Below are 18,117 nucleotides of genomic sequence, written 5' to 3'. Positions count from 1 at the left end.
TTCCCCTCGAAGATTTTTGTTGCTATGAACGAGTTGGACTCCCTGGTCGACACCGCACGCGCCGCCTTCGCCGAAGCGAAAACGCCCGCCGAGCTCGAAAACGCCAAGGCCCAGTTCCTCGGCAAGTCGGGCCGCATCACCGAGCTGATGAAGGGCATGGCCGCGCTGAGTGTCGAAGAGAAGAAGTCCCGCGGCGCCGCGATCAACGTCGCCAAGCAGGCCATCGAGGCCGCACTGACCGACCGCCGCCAGCAACTGGCCGACGAAGAACTCTCGCTGCAACTGCGCGCCGAAGCGCTCGACGTGAGCCTGCCAGGCCGCCGCCGCATTCCTGGCGGACTGCACCCCGTGAGCCGCACCCTGGAGCGCATCGAGGAAATCTTCTCCAGCATGGGCTTCGACGTGGCCGACGGCCCCGAAGTCGAGAGCGACTGGCACAGCTTCACCTCGCTGAACAACCCACCGAACCATCCGGCGCGTTCGATGCAGGACACCTTCTACGTCGACATCAACGGCGACGACGGCATTCCCTACAACCTGCGTCCGCACACCAGCCCGATGCAGGTGCGCTATGCGCATCAGCACATCAAGAAGTACGCCGCCGAGTTCGCGGCCGCTGCAGCCGACACCACCGGCACCGTGAAGGCGCCCGAGATCCGCGTGATCGCGCCCGGCCGTACCTACCGCGTCGACAGCGACGCCACCCACTCGCCCATGTTCCACCAGTGCGAAGGCCTGTGGCTCGGCGAGAACGTGAGCTTCAAGGACCTGAAGGTCGTCTTCACCGACTTCTGCCGCACCTTCTTCGAGCGCGATGACCTCGTGCTGCGCTTCCGCCCGAGCTTCTTCCCGTTCACCGAACCGAGCGCCGAGATCGACATCCAGTTCGCGAGCGGGCCGCTGGCCGGCCGCTGGCTCGAGGTGTCGGGCTCGGGCCAGGTGCATCCGAACGTGGTGCGCAACATGGGGCTCGACCCCGAACGCTACATCGGCTTCGCCTTCGGCATGGGCCCCGACCGGCTCACGATGCTGCGCTACGGCGTGAACGACCTGCGCCTCTTCTTCGACGGCGACCTGCGTTTTCTCTCGCAGTTCCAGTAAGCACCCCTCCATAGAAAAACCAGATCGAGATCGAAGAGATGCAATTCCCGGAATCCTGGCTGCGCGAGTTCTGCAACCCGCCCCTCGACAGCGCCGCACTGGCCGAAACGCTCACCATGGGTGGCTTCGAGGTCGAAGAGCGCCGACCGGTGGCGCCGCCTTTCACGCGCATCGTGGTCGGCGAAATCAAGGAAGCCGAGCAGCACCCGAATGCCGATCGCCTGCGCGTGTGCCAGGTCGACGCGGGGCAGGGCGCCTTGCTCAATATCGTGTGCGGCGCACCCAATGCGCGTGTCGGCATCAAGGTGCCGTGCGCACTCGTCGGCGCCGAACTGCCGCCGGGTGAAGACGGCAAGCCCTTCCTCATCAAGCTCGGCAAGCTGCGCGGCGTCGAGAGCCAGGGCATGCTGTGCTCGGCGCGCGAACTGGGCCTGAACGAAGACCACGGCGGCCTGCTCGAGCTCGATGCCAATGCGCCCATCGGCGCCGACGTACGCGACGTGCTCAAGCTCGACGACGCGCTGCTCACGCTCAAGCTCACTCCCAACCTGGCGCACGGCCTCAGCGTCTACGGCGTGGCGCGTGAACTCGCCGCGCTCACCGACGCGCCGCTCAAGACTCCTGCCATCGCGCCGGTGGCGACGTCTTTCGCCGACGTGCTGCCCGTCAAGGTCGAAGCCCCCGAACTCTGCGGCCGCTTCTCGGGTCGCATCGTGCGCGGCGTCAACACCAAGGTCGCGACGCCGGCATGGATGGTCGAGCGCCTTGCGCGCTGCGGCCAACGCAGTGTGACGCCGCTGGTCGACATCTCGAACTACGTGATGTTCGAATACGGCCAGCCCAGCCACATCTTCGACCTCGACAAGATCCACGGCGGCCTCACGGTGCGCTGGGGCAAGGCGGGCGAACAGCTCAAGCTGCTCAACGGCACGACCATCACCGTCGACGAGAAGGTCGGCGTGATCGCCGACGACCACGAAGTCGAATCGCTCGCCGGCATCATGGGAGGCGACGCCACCTCGGTGTCCGACGACACGCGCAACATCTATGTCGAGGCCGCGTTCTGGTGGCCCGAGGCTGTGCAAGGGCGTTCGCGTCGCTTCAACTTCTCGACCGATGCGGGCCACCGCTACGAGCGTGGCGTCGATCCGAGCCGCACTGTGCAAATCATCGAGCGCATCACGCAACTGATCGTCGAGATCTGCGGCGGCGAGGCCGGCAGGATGGACGACCAGACGCTGAGCGTGCCCGAGGCCGTACCCGTCACGCTGCGCGTCGAGCGTGCGGCGCGCGTGATCGGCATGCCGCTGACGCAGGCGCAATGCGCCGACGCGCTGAACCGTCTCGGCTTCACGATCACTGAAGGCGAGGGCACGTTGACTGTGACCCCGCCGCCGCACCGCTTCGACCTGCTGATCGAAGAAGACCTGATCGAGGAAGTCGCGCGTCTGATCGGCTTCAACAACCTGCCGACCACCGCGCCGCTCGCTCCCATCACCGCCCGCGTGCGGCCCGAGGCGCAGCGCAGCCGCTTTGCGGTGCGCCGCAGCGTCGCGGGGCTGGGCTATCAGGAAACGATCAACTTCAGTTTCGTCGAAGCGCATTGGGAGCAGGACCTCGCAGGCAATGCGAACCCGATCAAGCTGCTGAACCCCATCGCCAGCCAGATGAGCGTGATGCGCTCGTCGCTGCTGGGCTCGCTGCTGCAGGTGCTCAAGTTCAACCTCGACCGCAAGGCGCCTCGTGTGCGCGTGTTCGAAGTGGGCCGCGTGTTCATGCGCGACGACAGCGTTGCCACCACCGACAGCACCGTGCGCGGCGTGAACCAGCCGATGCGCGTGGCGGGCCTCGCCTGGGGCGACGCCAACGAGTCGCGCTGGGACGGCAAGCCGCAGCGCGTCGACTTCTACGACGTCAAGGGCGACGTCGAAGCACTGCTCGCGCCGCTGGTGCCCAGCTTCGAAGTGGCCGAGCATCCGGCCCTGCACCCGGGCCGTTCGGCGCGCGTGCTGGTTGGCGGCAAGGCCATCGGCTTCGTCGGCGAACTGCATCCGCGCTGGCGCCAGAAGTGGGACTTCGCACAGGCGCCCGTGTTGTTCGAACTCGACCTCGATGCCGTTACGGCGCGCCCCGTGCCGGTCGCACAGCCGGTGCCTAAGCACCAGGCTGTGGAGCGCGACCTTGCCGTGGTCGTGGCCGAAGCCGTTACGCACGATGCACTGGTGCAGGCCATTCGCTCGACGACGGTTGCGCAGGGACTGCTGCGCGACGTAACGCTGTTCGACATCTATCGCCCGCAGCCGCTGCGCGATGGTGCCGTGGCTGCGCCGGGCGCCTTGGCGCAAGGCGAGAAGAGCATGGCGGTTCGCCTCAGTTTCCAGAGCGACAACGCCACCCTGACGGACGAGCAGGTCGAGCCCGCGGTCCGTGCAATCGTCGAACAACTGGACGCCAAGCTCGGCGGCCGCTTGAGGGGATGATGAGAATGAACGCTGCCGAATTCACGCTCGAGGCTCTCGAAACGCCTGCGCTCACCAAGGCGCATCTGGCCGACCTGCTGTTCGAGCAGATCGGCCTGAACAAGCGCGAGTCCAAGGACATGGTCGAGGCGTTCTTCGAGCTCGTGGCCAGCAGTCTCGTCGAAGGCACGGACGTGAAGATCTCAGGCTTCGGCAACTTCCAGATCCGCGTGAAGGCGCCGCGGCCGGGCCGCAACCCGCGCACCGGCGAGGCCATTCCGATCGGCGAGCGCCGCGTGGCCACGTTCCACGCGAGTGCGAAGCTCAAGGAGCAGATCCACGGAAGCATCGACCAGAACGGCGCATCCGAAGTCGAGTGGAGCCTGGGCGCCGAATAGTGCTTGGTGCTGCGCGCCTGCGTAGAGTAATCTCTCAGGTTTCCCGCGCACAGTCTTGATTTCAATGGAGAAAACGCTCCCTCCGATTCCCGTCAAACGCTACTTCACCATTGGTGAGGTCGGCGAACTGTGCGGCGTCAAGCCGCACGTGCTGCGTTATTGGGAGCAGGAGTTCACGCAGCTGCGGCCCATGAAGCGGCGCGGCAATCGCCGCTACTACCAGCACCACGAGGTGCTCATGATCCGCCGCATCCGCGATCTGCTCTACGACCAGGGCTTCACGATCAGCGGCGCGCGCAACAAGCTGCAAGAACTCGTGCAGGGTGAACGCGACCGTCGCAAGGCGGGCGAGGTGCCGCTCGAAGGCATGGAGGCCATCGAGATCGACCAGGAAGAATTCGATGCCGCCGTGGTGCAGGATTCACCCTCGTCGTCTGCCGCGCAGACGGTCGACCTGTCGCAGTTGTTGCACCTGCGGCGCGAACTCTTTGAAATTCGTGAGCTGCTGACCCTCGGGCGCTGAATTTCAGCCGCTATAATCGAGAGCTTCGGTGTGTGGCGCAGCCTGGTAGCGCACTTGCATGGGGTGCAAGGGGTCGAAGGTTCGAATCCTTTCACACCGACCAGTATTGACAGGGGTTAGCAGCGTAGTAGTTGCTAACCCCTTTGTCATTTTCGGGCGCCGTGCCCTAGGTATGCCCTAAATTGCGCAGGTCCAATGATGCGCACGGGTGCACAAGACACAGCCCGCTTGGCGCTGCCGTGCCCCGCGTGTCCTGCTCCAGCTAGGCACAGGGCGCTAGCGGCTCAACCACGACTCGCCTCACCGGCCCTTACTGGCCTGCACAAGCCAAGAGGCGCTTTTGACGCATGGCTCGAGGCACGTGCCTCTACAGGGCTTCATACGGCCCCAAAACACTCGAATTCGAGTGTTTTTGAGTCAAATTTCTTACATTTTGTCACTTTTGGCGCTATAATTCATCCACGGACTAGGCCTGCCAGCACAAGCCAAGCAAACCTAGCCCGTATGCAGGCACACCGCCGCCTGTAGCCCTCGATGGCCGCCAAGCCAGCGCATTTGCCGCTGTCCCTGGTGGCCGTTTTCGTTTCGTTCCCCGCGCGCCTTTTTCGACCGCTGCACCTTGCCCTCTGGGGCCAGGTGCGGCTGCCGCATGGGCGCTTCTTTCCTATGGAGATGCAAGTGAAGGACTTTCTGAGCAACTTTCTCAAGCCCGGTAGCTCACCGCGCTTTGCGCTGGGCCGTGTTGTCGCAACACCAGGTGCGCTGGCGCTCCTACACGTCACCAACAGCAACCCGTTTGCTCTGTTGGCCAGGCATATCACTGGCGACTGGGGAGAAATAGACCCCGAAGACGTCGTCACCAACGAAGACGCGCTCGAGCATGGCCTGCGTGTGCTCTCGGTATACCGATTGCCGCTACAAGCGGCGGACGAAAAAGGTGCAGCACCCGTACCGCCATCACGGGACGCTGGCGATCACGACAACCGAATCTGGCTGATCACCGAAGCAGATCGCAGCGTTACGACCCTGCTTTTGCCGGAAGAGTACTGAGCGTCACGTCGCAATGGTCCTGATCTAGCGCAGTCGGGACTTTCTGTCGACGCGAGGCGGTGTGGCTTCGTTCCTTCGCCTTACTGGCGGGCTTTCGTCCGATAGCTCACATAGCGCTGGTCAACACGTTTCGCAAAGTCGCTTGGGCTGAGTTGCAGCGCATCGGCCAGCTTCCACAAGACGCTGATCGTTGGCTGCTTCTTGGCCGCTTCGATCATCGTGATGAATGGTCGATCGATTTCGGCGGCGCCGGCAACGTCCTCTTGCGTCAGGCCAAGCTCATTTCTCCGCTCCTTAAGAGCGGTTCCGAGAGCTTGCAGAAGAAGCGCGTTGCGGCTGGGTCGCATCGCGCATCACTCTCAATTAAATGTATCCAATAGACACGTGTCTATTGATAACATTATGCTGGACTAGTACCCAGGGACCTTCCAGTTGTGCGCCTCATTCGGATGGGGCGTTTATCAAGAATCGAGGAGAACTCAACCATGTTCCATTTCATTCGCAAGGCCAAATACCGACTGTTCGTGGCCAGTGTGGCCATTTCAACTTCCGTCCTGCTCGTCGGCTGCGGCCCCGAAACCCCGCCGTGCAACGATCCGCAGCGCATCGAGTCCGTGTTGCGGATGGTCGCTAAAGGGCACGACGAAGACCTTGGCAGCTACAAGTTCAAGACGGCGGATACCGTATCCCTTGAAGCCGGAACGCCCGTCGTGACGTCCTACGACGAATCGATCAAGCGGCGCTCGTGCGAGGTACACCTGACGCTCGCATTCAAGCCCGCCGTGGTTCAGAAAATGAACTTCTTCATGGACTGGATGGGCAACCCGCTGGGCTCGGCCCTCAAGTACGGCATTCCCCCCGAGCTGTACTGGAACATCGACAGATCGCAGCAATATCAGACAGACGCCACGGTGATACGTGTCGTGACCGGCGACAAGGTCAGTGAAGCGCCATTGCGGCTATCGGTTGCGTACAAGATCGTCAAGGACGAGGGGGCGAATACCTTCAGCACGTCAGTCAGCTACAGCACCGCGACCACGACGCCGTATCTGAAAGTCGCATCCGACGCTCTGGCCTTCGACGAACACATGCGCAGTGTCCTGCGGGCCCACAGCAAGGCCATCCCGTCGTCGATGCAGTATGGGCAGCCTGCAGCGCCCTCGGCTGGCGCGCAGCCCACTACCCCCGCTCCCGCATCGGCGGCGACTCGGCCTGTTGCGTCTCCCTCGGTTGCGGCCCCCACTGCAGCCGAACAGGCGGAGCAGGCCAAGCTGCAGAAAGCGGCGGACATGATTGCGGCTGGCAATCCCCAGCGTGGTGCTGACACCCCATCGACTCCAGCAACTGTGGTCCAGGCCAAGCCATCTGCCCCAAGCACCGGCCCCGAGAACCTCATGTCGCTGATCACCAAGTACGAGCCTTGTGGCGAAGAGGCGGTGTGCTTGCATACCGGCAGGGGCAACACGGTCTGGATGCAGGCCGGACAGATGCGGCGCATGGACTACGCCTTGCTCGACCGCGCGATCAGCAGCAAGACGCCGGTGTGCCTGCGCGAGTTGACGCGCACCGACGCCAAGAACTTCACCGCCGAGAGCCTGGACAGCCAGTGCTGAAGCGCAAGCCCAAGCCGATGACGTAGCCACCTACGTCACGAACCACAGCCCTTTGCGAAGGCGCCGTGCTGGCCCACCAGGCCGGTCCGGCGCCTTTGCTGTTTCTGCTTTTCCCTTTCTTTTTTCTTCTTCGTTTCTCTTCATTCTTTTGCACCGTGCGCCCTCGCGCGCGGTGCCACAGGTCATCCCTATGAACGTTCTTCACACATCCGCCGACAGTGGGCCGAGCGCCGCAGTGCGCTTGATTGGCATCGGACAAGCTGGGCGCCACTTTGCCCAGCGCTTCCACACCCACATCGACACGCCACACCACACCCCGCTGGCCGACCTCCTGAAGCAGCAGCCGGTCTTCATCGAGGCCGATGAGAACCACGAGGCCAAGGGGGCATCAGACAGCGACGCCATCCTCTCGGCCAGCCAGGTGGACCTTACAGACACCTGCATCCTGTGCCTGGCCTTCGGCGTCGACATCAAGCCCGCGGAGATCGAAGCGGCCATGTGCCTCATCTGGCGCATGTGGGACCAGGACGCCCACGTCATCGGTATCGTCCTCGGCGCACACAACCACCCGTCGCCACACGCGGATTCGATGCTCGGCATCCTGTGCGATTCGATCGATGCGCGCATCGACATCGCGGACGTCAATGTCCCGGCCGAACTGGCGCCTCTGCAGTGGTTCTATGTGGCGCTGCAGCGCAGCGTCCTTGCGGGCCTCTCCATCCTGGAGGCGGCCTGGGATCACTCGGATGTCGTCGAAACCCTGGACTTCGGCCAGGTGCAGCTGGAGCTCTTCACCCAAGCGCTGGACGAGCCCACGCAGCTGGATGCGGCGATGGTGCAGGTGCTGGAGGAGTTCAGGCACCGCGGGGTCTGGCTGGAGCAAGCGCTGGGCGCGGTGCTGGTGCTGTGGGCCCCGTCGGAGTACCAGCTCACCGTGCGCGTGGTGCGCGGCCTGGGGCGCAGCTTGGGCGAGGCGCTGGGAGAGGGCGCCTTGCACCTGACCATCCGGCTGCGCAGCCGGCCCGGCTTGGGTGATCAGACGGCTTACCTGACGGTGGCAGTGAGCATCCCGCGAGCCCGCTCCGCCGCCCTGTAGGACTCGGAACACGGCCATGGGTGCTCCTATGGCATGACACCCCCAATGCCCGCCGATGCGGGCGTTGTTCATTCTCAAGAACCAATCAGCGTCAACTCAACCGCGAGCAAGACCATGAAGAAGTTTCGCATCGATTCATCGACGGGCGCATCTATCGCGTCTAGCGCCGCCAAGGCGAGGAAGACCACCGCTAGGCACACCAGGCTCGCTAAGCCCATCAAGCCGCTTCCCCAGTTCAAGCACTATCTTGTCAGTTCCGTGGCCGACAGCACCCGGCGCGCCTATGCCGGTGACCTGCGGCACTTCCGAGACTGGGGCGGAAGAATCCCGGCGACGCCGGCCATGGTGGCCAGATACCTGGCGGCATACGCAGGCAAGGTCAAGGCGAGCACGCTGAATCGGCGTTTGGCCGCGATTGCCAGTGCGCACACCGTACTGGGCAAGCCATCGCCCACGCGCTCGGAGTTGGTCCGGACCACCATGCGTGGGATTCGGCGAGTGCACGGCTCGGCACAGCGGCAAGCCAAGCCCCTGAGCGTGGAGATGCTGCGAGTGCTCGCCAAGCCGCAGCGCCACTTGGACCCGCTGCGAGACCTGCGGGATCGGGCATTGTTGGTCGTGGGCTTTGCGGGAGGGTTCAGGAGATCGGAGCTGGCGAGATTGAAGCTCGAAGACCTGGCGTTCGATGCCCAAGGGGTGACGGTGACGCTGGTGCGATCGAAGACGGATCAGCAGGGCAAGGGTAGGGTGGTCGCGTTGCCGCATGGGCCGGGGCGGATGTGCCCGGTCAAGCTGCTGAAGGCTTGGATTCAACAGCTGCGCAAGCAGAGCCAGGAAGAGGCGATGGGCGCGCTGCCGTTGTTTCGGAGGGTGGACCGGTACGGAAGGCCCGGAGGTGGGCTCAGCGGAGCGGCGGTTGGAGGTGTGATGCGGCGGCGCATGCGCGATTGCGGTCTCGATCCGAGTGGGTTTTCGGCGCACAGCCTGCGCTCTGGGCTGGTCACTGCAGCTGCGCGGGCGGGAGTGCCCACTTGGGCTATCCAACGGCAAACAGGGCACCGCTCCGAGAGCACTGTGCATCGCTACATCAGGGGCCTATCGCCGTTTGAGCGCAATGCGTTTGGGTCAATCTCGAACTGAGAATTCAAGTGGGGGTGGCTTGACCTGGCCCCGGCCGTCAGATTCTTTCGCGCACGACCTCGACGCCTTCCGCACCTCAGTCGGCGCAGCGTGCGAAGTCAAATGTTTGCAAAAACACTAGATGTAGCGTATCTTGTGCATGGCGGACGCTACATCTAGCGTCTGGAGGGTGTTGTAGCCAGCTTAGGCCAGCGAGGTGCACGATGGACAAAGTCGCGATTGAGAAAGAAGCGCGTCGACTCCAAATCGAAATCTGGAGCCGTAGGGACGTGCGCTATCCGCTTGGCGTGCCCGACATCCCCACGCTGTTCGATCCGCGGAATGTGGCCGACCATTGCGATCTCTACTTTGATGTGCGAGACCGGCTCGACACCGACTATCGCGGAGGTGGCGAGGCTGCAGGTCTTTGGCAGCGAGACCGCTCAACCATCCTCGTATCGAGAAGGTTCCCCTTTGAAGTTCAGCGCTTCACTGCTGCGCATGAGATCGGCCACTTCATCCTCCATCCGGCAGTGGGGGACCGAACGCTTCATCGAGAAATGCCTGTGGATGGCCCTCGCGGCGGCAGACCATTGCTTGAGCAGCAGGCCGATTACTTCGCCGCATGTCTGCTTATGCCCCGGAAGGCGGTCATCGCTGAGTTCGAGGCGCGGTTTACAAAGCAACCTCTCGTGCTCACTGAGACGGTGGCTTACCACCTGAAGGTGGACTTCGGGTCGATGTTTTCGCAACCCAGAGGGTCGTTGCTGTTCGCTGACGCGGTGGCACGCGCACAGCAGTTTGATCGACTTCGATTCAAGTCATTGGCGCAGTACTTTGGTGTCTCTGTGCGTGCGATGGCGATTCGATTGGATGAGCTGGACCTTGTCGCGCCGTACCTGCATGCCTAGCTAGCGAATGGAATGGATCGGCGTTGTCGATTTCTGAACGAGAAAGGCCGAGGAATCTGGAGGAATGAGGTGAGGCAAAGCGCGCCGGCTCATTTGGTCGCCGGTTTGCGTAGCAACTTCGAGCGGATCGCGTGCTAGTCAACACGTCGTGGGCCAGTATCCTCGATGCCACGCTTTAGAGTGGAAGCGGACTTGAGGGGGCTCCATGCTTGCCAAGCAAGAAGCCATTACGGCCTCAAGAGAGGCAATGCCTCAAGCTCTTTTCCGTCAAAGTTAAATATTTGAGGTTGACCTCAACAACTGACTGAAGCCGCCCGCTAATTAAGATATTGCGCGAGCCGTTTACACCGTTTAACATTCCTCTCACAAGGAGAGCTGTCTTATGGTTTTAAACACGATGCAGCAACCTCAAGATGAGGATCTTGATCAGAAGAGCGAGGTGCGTGACGCAATCGCGCGTGGCAAACACTCCAATCCCGCCTTGCAGCGCCTTCAAACACGGATCTTGAAGAGCACGGACGTTAGCGAAGTCATCACCAGCTACGACCGGATGCACCACCGTCACAACCGCTCGTAGTGGCTGTTTCAGCCGGCGAGGTTCAACTTACCTCGTTCCTCGTTAAGGTAGCGTCCAGGTGCAACCTGGACTGTGACTACTGCTACGTTTATCACCATGCGGATCAGAGTTGGCGGTCTATGCCTCGACTGCTTTCTCTCGAGAATCGTGAGGCGTTTGCCTCGAATTTGGCTTCATACGTCCAGCACGCTGAGATACGGCGCTGCGTCGTTGTTTTTCATGGCGGCGAGCCTCTGCTCATGGGCAGCAGCGAACTCGTGGCTTTTGCGGCTCAACTTCGGGAAGCGGTGGGTGCGGACGTTCAGTTGGACATTGGAATGCAGACCAATGGACTCCTGCTTACGCGAGAAGCGATAGATGAGTTCTCGAGCGCCGATATCGGCATTTCTTTGAGCCTGGATGGTCCGAAGGAGGCGAACGATCTGCATCGGACGTCTCGTCGCGGCCGGTCAAGCTTCGAGCAGACCTATCGAGCCTTACAGCTGTTGCGAAGCGCGCCGGACGTGTTCGCGGGCGTTATTGCGGTTATTGATCCTCGGACGCCACCACGTCAACTGCTGGAGTTCTTCAGCGAACAACAGGTGCCGCGGCTCGATTTCCTATTGCCGGACGCGCATCACCTGCGCCCGCCGCCGGGACGGCTTGAACAGCCAGATGTCTATGAGAGATGGCTCATCGACGCTTTTGATATCTGGTTCACTGAATACTCTGGTCTACAGGTTCGCACCTTCGAGGCGCTTCTCGATGCCGTGGCGGGAATGCCTTCGCAGACGGATGCGTTTGGTTTCGGCGATGTGAGCCTCATTACGGTCGAAACTGACGGCACCTTCCATGATCTGGACGTGCTCAAGGTTGTTTCGCAGGGCGCGACCCGACTTGACGGCAGTGTGAGAGATACGCCCATTTCAGATGTGGCAGCATCTACGGCCCTTGCGGCTCATCGTGCACTGCTGAAGAAAGAGGGCTTGTGCGCCAGCTGCCGTAGCTGTGACGTTGTAGATGTGTGTGGTGGCGGTTCCGTCCCGCACCGACATGGGCTAAACGGGTTCAAGAACCCGACGATTTATTGTAAGGAGATGCGCGCCCTGATTCGTCATGTGCAGGCGCGCATCGCCGACTCGCTCGAGCTGGGAACGCCCACCGCCGTCTCAGCCCACTACAGCCATGACATGGGGCAGTTCGAGTGCGCTGAGACTTCCATGGAGGCCGTTGCAAGTCTCTGGGCAAATGCGATATCAAACCAGTCCATAGGACTGCGACGAGCCCTGCATTGGCTCGAGGGCTCCAGTAGCGACTCCGGGGAGCCTGCGGCGGCAAAAGTGTTGCTTGATTCGCCGTCCACCATCGATCTCCTCGCACAGAGGCCTGGAGCGATCGCATGGAGCAATGCCATGCTGGCGATAGACGCCGGCCGCCCAGTGAGTGCTGTTGATGGAAGCCCGCTTGGCCGGGATGCGGGATATGCAAATTGGATGCTAGCCCGACTGCAAGAATCGTCTGAGCAATCGCCTGAGGTTCACGGGGACGATGCCTGGCTGCGCCGCCCCTTCGGCAACGCGATCCATTTTGAAGGGCAGGAAATCTTGCCAGCGGCCGAGCCGCTATTGCATGAAGCGCTTGAAATCCTCCATGCGTGGCGCCCGGCTGTCGCACAAGAGCTGAGAAGGATCTGCCGGGCTGTCCAGTTCATCAGAGATCCCGCTGCTGATCCCGACAAAATTGTGTCCTTCAGCGACAACGCGGTGCCTGGGGCCCTTTATGTCTCGGTAACGCAGCGAGCCAAGCTGGTGGATGCCTACGACCTAGCGGACTCCCTACTTCATGAGTACCGTCATCAGAAGCTTTATCTGCTGGAGCGAGTCGCGCCCGTGGTCGAATCGACAAGCCGCAAGGTTGTCTCGCCTTGGCGTCAAGACCTGCGGCCACCGTCTGGGCTGTTTCATGCTGTCTTCGTCTTTGTCGAGCTCCGCCGCTTCTGGAAGCACGTTCGTTCGCTGAACGTGGATCGGCTGAACACGCGTGCCGAGAATCAGCTGATGGATACGGACGCCCGTTTGAGCGAAGCGTTCCTTACGTTGGCCGGATGCCCTCTGACAGCTACTGGTCGTTCGCTAGTAGCTGTGTTAGAGGCCGCGGCACAGGAGTAGTGCGTGCGTATACCTAGAGGTCGACTGCCGCAAAATTCCGCTGATTGGCACGGCTTTCTGCGGGACTACTTTTGCGACAAAGATGCAGTCGCGACCGAATCCGCCGGCGACGTTCGTCTTCACCTGAGTTGGCCTGACAAGGCGGAGCGGCATGTTGACCCCAACCTAGAGGTTGGCCTGGGCTGGTGGGGGCGAGGGGTTTCGTTGGGTTCTATGTGGTCGGCACGATGGCGTGAGGGCCGCATCATGACCTCGCTTTACGACACGTGGACGCTTCTCGGTTGGAGCGAATGGTTGGCTCGAGTTCCCTCCAGCACCATCGAGCACGCCGTAGTCCTGCATGTGGACGATCATCGTGATCTCGGATCGCCACGACTGTACATGGTCAACGGTGCGCTGGTTGATGCGATCACCCAAGAGGAAGTGCGGTTGACGGACCCATTGACGGTGCAGCGGGCCATCGAAAGCGGCGCCATTGGTATGGGCAGCTTCATGACGCCATTTCTATGGCAGTGCCCGCAAGCGATCGTGAGGCATCTCTGCCAGCCACCGAAGATGCGAGCCGATGTGCGACAAATGCTCAAGCTCACCACCGTCCCTGACACTTTGCTTGATCCAGACGCCGAGCGGCTTGCGATTGAATTCGTCGAGGCGGCGCCAGGTACCCAGAATTATCTGGGGACCAGTGATGCGGAGATATGGTCGCGCGGTATCGCAGGGCGTCCGGCGCTTGTTCATATTGACATGGACTACTTCAATAATCGCTATGACGGCGATTCTGCTTGGCCCGAGCGTACCCCCCGACTCGACCCGGACCTGCCAACGATGTTTTCGAAAGTCGATGACATCATCAATGCGCTGGTGGCATCGAAAGTGACCATAGAGGATGTGTCCATTGCGTACTCGCCTGGGTTCTTCCCTGCAGAGTTTTGGCAACCTGTCGACCGACATTTGCGGGCTGGCCTGGCGGGAATCTTGTGACAGCGCACCGTACCAGCAGCGCACCGAAACGTAGGCGACCGGCCAGGGAGACGCCTAAGCCGCGGCCCGTTAAACCTCGGTTGGCGGAGGCGAGGGTCTCCGCCAATGAGGTGGATTTGATATCGGTTGCCGGAACACCTGGTAAAGGCAAAGGCCCGGGTGGTGAGAAGTGGCGCATTGAAGTCGGTGGTGTTCGGGCGGGCGAGGTTTATGTCAACGTGATCGATGAGCCGCCGATCGGTCGTCATGCGTCACTACAAATCTACTTAAACATCAAAAGCCAGGGGCGAGGCATTGGCCGTGTTGGCTACGCGAAGGCCTGTCAACTCAGCACACACGACACCATCTATGCCCATATGCGTCGGTCAAACGTCGCTTCGCGGCGCGCTGCTGAGGCGTCTGGATTCGTGGATGCCACTCCGCCGGGATTCACACAGCTCATCCTTCGCTGGATCAGACCAAGGATAGACCGTACCACCTGAGCAATCCGGCAATGGAGATATTCAGCGTTATCCCATGTCTGAACGAAGAGGGTTGCATCGCGGCGACATGCGCTTCGTTGGGATTTGGAGATGGGCTGGAGCCCCTTGGGCGATTGGTTCTCGTGGACAACGGCTCAAGCGACGGAACGGCGGAGGTGATGTTGGCGATCCAGAAAGCATCGCCACCTGGACATGTCTTAATCACCCAGGAGCTCAAGCGCGGCTATGTTTCCGCCAGACGGGCAGGCGTGGCCGCTGTTATGACCGTCGCTCGACGGGAACAGATGCCCGAAGAGGATGTACTGGTCCTTCAGGCCGATGCTGACACGATCTATCTGCCCGGCTACACACAGACCATGGTCGACGCTCATTACGGCAATTGCGGGCAGCTTTTGGAAGCGAGTGCCGTCACCAGCCGCGAATTCAATCTCGAATTTCCTTTGTTCGGCCAGCTCTGCCGTGAAGTCGACAATGACATGGAGCGCTGGTTCGCGCCAGAAGATAGACAAGTCGTAGTGGATGACAAGGTTTGCGCATTCTTGCTGGAGGACTATCGTGCGTGGGGTGGGCACCGGGATGAACTTGATGACCGAGGCGAATTGGTCTTGGCTGAGACGACACGGCTCTTCATGAGAGCCAAGAGCAGCGGCAATGTTTGGCGTGACAGGGTGGAAAGTGCCCAGGCTCTTCCATCGCGTAGGCGACTTATGACGCAGGCTCCCGGCTATTTCGCCTGCTCTGGATTTCCCCGACAGGCCCAATGGATGGAGGCCTGGGGTGCACCCGGCGAAGCAGAGCGCTTCCTGCGTTCACCATATGGCTGGCCAACGTTGAGCCGTCTTGTACGCTCGAGGCAAAGACACCAGCTTGCGCTCTTCGGACTGCTGCCTGCTGTCTGTGGCGATGAGGTCAATGTGCCACCTAGGCTCGCTGCATTGGCAAAAGTGGTTCGCAAAACGCCAGCCATCCTGTCGCCAGGGCGATTGCTGGGGTTTGTGCTCAAACTGGCCGACGAAGAAGAGGGGCCGCTCGCCGAACTCCTCTGCAACGGCTGAGTCTATTTTTCTGAAAAGCAGAGCACGGCTGCAGCGTGACCACAATGCGTCCCGTCCGCCATCTCGATCTCTGGAACCAAAAATCGCTCGAGGATCGCCGTCTGAAAGCCTGGTAGGGATCGCGGGAGACCATCGCCGAAGTGCGGATGGCAAAGCGCCCCCTCATTACCTACCAGCCGTCGCAGCAAGCTCGCCTCACTAACCACATCGTCTGGTTCAGATGAGTAGTCGAAGGGGTCGTAGAACACCAAGTCGAAGGGGGCGGGCAGGGATGTGCTGCGCCAGTCACCTAGGTACGGAACGACCCCCGTTTGTGCACTAGCGAACTGCACAAGGTCCGCATAGATCCCTGTGTCGACCTCGACGATATGGTGTTCGGCAGGGTGAAGATAGTGTTGAATCAGATCCGCAGAGATTCCTAGACCAAACCCTATCTCCAGGACGCGCGTCGGTCGCAAATCCTTTGCGAGACACTCGAACAGCTGGCAAAAGTACGGGTGCTCTGAACGAGACATCACCACCTGTCCCTGCCATATAAGGTAGTCGTCAGTTTTGACGTCGAAGGTCAAGCTAGTGGTCGTCATGGCTGCTCGTGCTTCAGTTAATCCTCGCCAGCATACTCACTCCTCAACGCGAACCAATCGACACGTGTTTCATGGCTGGTGCTGGCCAGGTCTCCACGGATGAGTCTCAGCGTCATTTAGCTCGCACCACATTTCGTGACTATGAGGATATGGCTGCGTGCCTTGACTCCGAGACAAAAAACCGTGAATGCGTGATCGCGCAGCTATGCGCTGCCAGTGGTTTTTAGACAAACGAAGTAGCGGAACCACGTCCGGAAGTGCCAACCGTCCATAGGTACTTGTCGAAGACGCGTTCGACAAACCAATGATGTTTAAACGCGCGCCTCGCATTTCCATGTTCGTCGAGGGGAATGCTTGTCCACTCGAGATGTGCGGGAAGCAGAGCAATGGCAGATTTGATCTGACTCTGATGCTCCTTAAAGTGCTTATTCCAAGCCGTAGAGTACCGGTGGTAGTCACATCCTAGACCGCTTTCCCCACTGAACTCTGAAAGTGCGTTCACTGCGCGTGCATCCAGAATGCGTACTTCATGTCGACCGGCAAACCAGAGAAATTTTGTGGCGGCCGAGAGAAGCGTGCTCTCTGTGTCTCTTGCAGGAGCAACCCTTCCTAGACTTGTGGCTAACGCACGAACTGCCTCATGGACTGGTTGCGTGCTGGTCGCAGCTGCTTCCAGAAGTGCGGCGGCTTTTACCCAGCGAGCGGTACTTTTTGGTTTTTTCGCATCCTTCTTAAATCCGCGTGCCACCATATACTTTGCGGCGAGTGCGCCGAGAATATCAGCGTCTATGCAAAGCGAGCCTTCCGCCTTTAGTTTTTTCATGAAAACACGGTCGGTGACGAACCACTGGTTTGCATACGAAAGCGCTGCGTGTTTGATCAGCCAGTGCGGATCTGGATTGACATCAGGGGAATACGATTTTCTTCCTTGCATTGCTTGTTGGCCGTTGGGTGGCTGTGCTTGAGAAAAATTGAAGCCTGTGTTGCAAACGTCATGCGTGCGCTCCAGCAGCCGCGTTGAGCCGATTTCAATCCAAATCCCCGCGCGTCCAACCGACGGCAATAGGGGGTTCTCGTGAGTTGACGGTCATCTACTGAACTGGCACCGGCACGACTACTCGCGCTGGACAAGTCGAGCACGGTGGTGCCTTAGAAACTGGCGGCGCTCATCGGTAAGGAGATAGGCTGGAAGTCGGAGGGCGAGGTCTAAGCCGAGGTGTGCGGCGTCACAAGGTTGGATTGCGTTGGACTTGATGACTATGCCATCGTCACTGAAGCTGATGAGGCGCTTGTCGAACGCGGCGTCCCAGTTTGCTGCCAGTAGGAGTGTGTTGTGATGTGAGACCTTCTCGTGCGGACGGCATGCAGACCAGGGTTTGATGTGAGAACAGACTAGGAGGCTGTGGGTGGTGATGCCAGTGAGGCAGCACGTGCTGCCAAAGAGCGCATGCACGGCGTCTCTCAGCGCACCGTGGCCGAGCCGTCGCTTGGCGAGTACTGTTATCTCGTCACCGGTAAGAGGGACTTTCGCTAGCTTGTGGAGCAGTGCCTCGAGTTGGGTGCGGACTCGGTCTGACGCACTTTCCATTGCTGCGAGTCTTGCCGAGGGTCGTTTTCGCATGTACACGAAGGACGGTTGGGCGCGTACGCCGAACAGATCCTCGAATGAGCGGTAGGTCTCGTATGGGCCGCAAACTTGCGAAAGGCGAAATATCCAACGCCGGCTGCCTTCTTCTTGTTCTGGTTCGAGCCAATCTCCATGCCAGACCAGGTTCGGCTTATCTTCGGGTGATTTCTGAAAGTGGACGCCAGCTGAAACCGCGTCCGCCTCCGGAGGACGAGAAATCCAGAAGCCGTTGTGGTAAATGTTGTGCGGCCCTCTTGTCGCGAAGAAGTTCCCAGACGCCGGCATGTTCTTGTTTTGAGTAACAACAACGGCGTGCTTCAGTCGGGACAGCTTCCAGATGAGCTTCTCAAGTTTCGGCTCTAGTGGGTTTTTCATTTTGGCGCTTTTCTTTATG

17 protein-coding genes and 1 tRNA gene are annotated in these 18,117 nt (G+C 60.6%); 14 read left to right on the top strand and 4 right to left on the bottom strand.

Annotated features, from left to right (window positions below; all coding sequences use genetic code 11):
• Window positions 1–24: 24 nt before the first annotated feature.
• The 6 genes from pheS to NWF24_RS20315 all read left to right on the top strand — a co-directional run bounded on the left by pheS (window position 25) and on the right by NWF24_RS20315 (window position 5,531).
• Window positions 25–1,101 carry a phenylalanine--tRNA ligase subunit alpha gene (gene pheS / locus NWF24_RS20340; RefSeq protein ID WP_093053069.1) on the top strand — a complete coding sequence of 359 codons (1,077 nt, stop codon included), beginning with the start codon at window positions 25–27 and terminating at the stop codon, window positions 1,099–1,101.
• A gap of 38 nt (window positions 1,102–1,139) precedes the next feature.
• Complete coding sequence (pheT, locus tag NWF24_RS20335; RefSeq protein WP_258350108.1) at window positions 1,140–3,581, top strand: phenylalanine--tRNA ligase subunit beta; 2,442 nt, start codon at window positions 1,140–1,142, stop codon at window positions 3,579–3,581.
• A gap of 5 nt (window positions 3,582–3,586) precedes the next feature.
• The gene (locus tag NWF24_RS20330; RefSeq protein ID WP_093053063.1) at window positions 3,587–3,958 is read left to right on the top strand and encodes an integration host factor subunit alpha; all 372 of its coding nucleotides are present in this window, start codon (window positions 3,587–3,589) and stop codon (window positions 3,956–3,958) included.
• A 64-nt stretch (window positions 3,959–4,022) separates the two neighbouring features.
• On the top strand, window positions 4,023–4,481 hold the full coding sequence (locus tag NWF24_RS20325) for a MerR family transcriptional regulator (protein WP_258350107.1): 459 nt from the start codon (window positions 4,023–4,025) through the stop codon (window positions 4,479–4,481).
• A 26-nt stretch (window positions 4,482–4,507) separates the two neighbouring features.
• Window positions 4,508–4,584: transfer RNA gene (locus tag NWF24_RS20320), tRNA-Pro, on the top strand.
• 431 nt (window positions 4,585–5,015) lie between these two features.
• Window positions 5,016–5,531 (top strand): hypothetical protein, encoded by a 516-nt coding sequence (locus tag NWF24_RS20315; RefSeq protein WP_309148840.1) that lies wholly within the window; start codon window positions 5,016–5,018, stop codon window positions 5,529–5,531.
• 80 nt (window positions 5,532–5,611) lie between these two features.
• Here NWF24_RS20315 and NWF24_RS20310 read toward each other — a convergent pair whose 3' ends face one another.
• Window positions 5,612–5,878, bottom strand: a complete 267-nt coding sequence (locus NWF24_RS20310; RefSeq protein WP_132754550.1) for a helix-turn-helix domain-containing protein — start codon at window positions 5,876–5,878, stop codon at window positions 5,612–5,614.
• Window positions 5,879–6,016: 138 nt separating this feature from the next.
• Between NWF24_RS20310 and NWF24_RS20305 the strand changes: the two genes are divergently transcribed.
• The 8 genes from NWF24_RS20305 (at window position 6,017) to NWF24_RS20270 (ending at window position 15,512) form a co-directional block, all read left to right on the top strand.
• Window positions 6,017–7,144 (top strand): hypothetical protein, encoded by a 1,128-nt coding sequence (locus tag NWF24_RS20305; RefSeq protein ID WP_258350106.1) that lies wholly within the window; start codon window positions 6,017–6,019, stop codon window positions 7,142–7,144.
• 190 nt (window positions 7,145–7,334) lie between these two features.
• Entirely contained in the window at window positions 7,335–8,240 is a 906-nt protein-coding gene (locus NWF24_RS20300) for a hypothetical protein (protein WP_258350105.1), read from the top strand.
• A gap of 45 nt (window positions 8,241–8,285) precedes the next feature.
• Window positions 8,286–9,380, top strand: coding sequence for a site-specific integrase (locus NWF24_RS20295; RefSeq protein ID WP_258350104.1), 1,095 nt, complete (start codon window positions 8,286–8,288; stop codon window positions 9,378–9,380).
• Window positions 9,381–9,583: 203 nt separating this feature from the next.
• Window positions 9,584–10,270, top strand: coding sequence for an ImmA/IrrE family metallo-endopeptidase (locus NWF24_RS20290; protein WP_258350103.1), 687 nt, complete (start codon window positions 9,584–9,586; stop codon window positions 10,268–10,270).
• A 382-nt stretch (window positions 10,271–10,652) separates the two neighbouring features.
• A complete protein-coding gene (gene yhhA, locus NWF24_RS20285; RefSeq protein ID WP_258350100.1) occupies window positions 10,653–10,847 on the top strand; it encodes a YhhA family cyclophane-containing RiPP in 195 nt (64 codons plus the stop codon).
• Window positions 10,847–12,994, top strand: a complete 2,148-nt coding sequence (yhhB, locus tag NWF24_RS20280) for a cyclophane-forming radical SAM/SPASM peptide maturase YhhB (RefSeq protein ID WP_258350099.1) — start codon at window positions 10,847–10,849, stop codon at window positions 12,992–12,994. The genes yhhA and yhhB overlap by 1 nt, the downstream gene beginning before the upstream one ends.
• Before the next feature lie 246 nt (window positions 12,995–13,240).
• Complete coding sequence (locus NWF24_RS20275) at window positions 13,241–13,975, top strand: hypothetical protein (protein ID WP_258350098.1); 735 nt, start codon at window positions 13,241–13,243, stop codon at window positions 13,973–13,975.
• A 493-nt stretch (window positions 13,976–14,468) separates the two neighbouring features.
• The gene (locus NWF24_RS20270) at window positions 14,469–15,512 is read left to right on the top strand and encodes a glycosyltransferase family 2 protein (RefSeq protein WP_258350097.1); all 1,044 of its coding nucleotides are present in this window, start codon (window positions 14,469–14,471) and stop codon (window positions 15,510–15,512) included.
• Window positions 15,513–15,514: 2 nt separating this feature from the next.
• Here the strand turns inward: NWF24_RS20270 and NWF24_RS20265 are convergent, their stop codons facing one another.
• The 3 genes from NWF24_RS20265 to NWF24_RS20255 form a co-directional block, all read right to left on the bottom strand.
• Window positions 15,515–16,096: a class I SAM-dependent methyltransferase gene (locus NWF24_RS20265; protein ID WP_258350096.1), complete on the bottom strand. Its 582-nt coding sequence runs from the start codon at window positions 16,094–16,096 to the stop codon at window positions 15,515–15,517.
• A 223-nt stretch (window positions 16,097–16,319) separates the two neighbouring features.
• Window positions 16,320–17,159, bottom strand: coding sequence for a hypothetical protein (locus NWF24_RS20260; RefSeq protein WP_258350095.1), 840 nt, complete (start codon window positions 17,157–17,159; stop codon window positions 16,320–16,322).
• A gap of 51 nt (window positions 17,160–17,210) precedes the next feature.
• On the bottom strand, window positions 17,211–18,098 hold the full coding sequence (locus NWF24_RS20255) for an HNH endonuclease (protein WP_258350094.1): 888 nt from the start codon (window positions 18,096–18,098) through the stop codon (window positions 17,211–17,213).
• Between the last annotated feature and the right edge of the window lie 19 nt (window positions 18,099–18,117).

The sequence above is a fragment of the Variovorax paradoxus genome (assembly GCF_024734665.1).
Taxonomy (GTDB): domain Bacteria; phylum Pseudomonadota; class Gammaproteobacteria; order Burkholderiales; family Burkholderiaceae_C; genus Variovorax.
This window is presented reverse-complemented; position numbering and strand designations above follow the sequence as displayed.

Excerpts from the sequence above, each read along its gene's own strand:
- pheS (WP_093053069.1), top strand. The coding sequence starts at position 25 with ATGAACGAGTTGGACTCCCTGGTCGACACCGCACGCGCCGCCTTCGCC.
- pheT (WP_258350108.1), top strand. The coding sequence starts at position 1,140 with ATGCAATTCCCGGAATCCTGGCTGCGCGAGTTCTGCAACCCGCCCCTC.
- NWF24_RS20330 (WP_093053063.1), top strand. The coding sequence starts at position 3,587 with ATGAACGCTGCCGAATTCACGCTCGAGGCTCTCGAAACGCCTGCGCTC.
- NWF24_RS20325 (WP_258350107.1), top strand. The coding sequence starts at position 4,023 with ATGGAGAAAACGCTCCCTCCGATTCCCGTCAAACGCTACTTCACCATT.
- NWF24_RS20315 (WP_309148840.1), top strand. The coding sequence starts at position 5,016 with ATGGCCGCCAAGCCAGCGCATTTGCCGCTGTCCCTGGTGGCCGTTTTC.
- NWF24_RS20310 (WP_132754550.1), bottom strand. The coding sequence starts at position 5,878 with ATGCGACCCAGCCGCAACGCGCTTCTTCTGCAAGCTCTCGGAACCGCT.
- NWF24_RS20305 (WP_258350106.1), top strand. The coding sequence starts at position 6,017 with ATGTTCCATTTCATTCGCAAGGCCAAATACCGACTGTTCGTGGCCAGT.
- NWF24_RS20300 (WP_258350105.1), top strand. The coding sequence starts at position 7,335 with ATGAACGTTCTTCACACATCCGCCGACAGTGGGCCGAGCGCCGCAGTG.
- NWF24_RS20295 (WP_258350104.1), top strand. The coding sequence starts at position 8,286 with ATGCCCGCCGATGCGGGCGTTGTTCATTCTCAAGAACCAATCAGCGTC.
- NWF24_RS20290 (WP_258350103.1), top strand. The coding sequence starts at position 9,584 with ATGGACAAAGTCGCGATTGAGAAAGAAGCGCGTCGACTCCAAATCGAA.
- yhhA (WP_258350100.1), top strand. The coding sequence starts at position 10,653 with ATGGTTTTAAACACGATGCAGCAACCTCAAGATGAGGATCTTGATCAG.
- NWF24_RS20275 (WP_258350098.1), top strand. The coding sequence starts at position 13,241 with ATGACCTCGCTTTACGACACGTGGACGCTTCTCGGTTGGAGCGAATGG.
- NWF24_RS20270 (WP_258350097.1), top strand. The coding sequence starts at position 14,469 with ATGGAGATATTCAGCGTTATCCCATGTCTGAACGAAGAGGGTTGCATC.
- NWF24_RS20265 (WP_258350096.1), bottom strand. The coding sequence starts at position 16,096 with ATGACGACCACTAGCTTGACCTTCGACGTCAAAACTGACGACTACCTT.
- NWF24_RS20255 (WP_258350094.1), bottom strand. The coding sequence starts at position 18,098 with ATGAAAAACCCACTAGAGCCGAAACTTGAGAAGCTCATCTGGAAGCTG.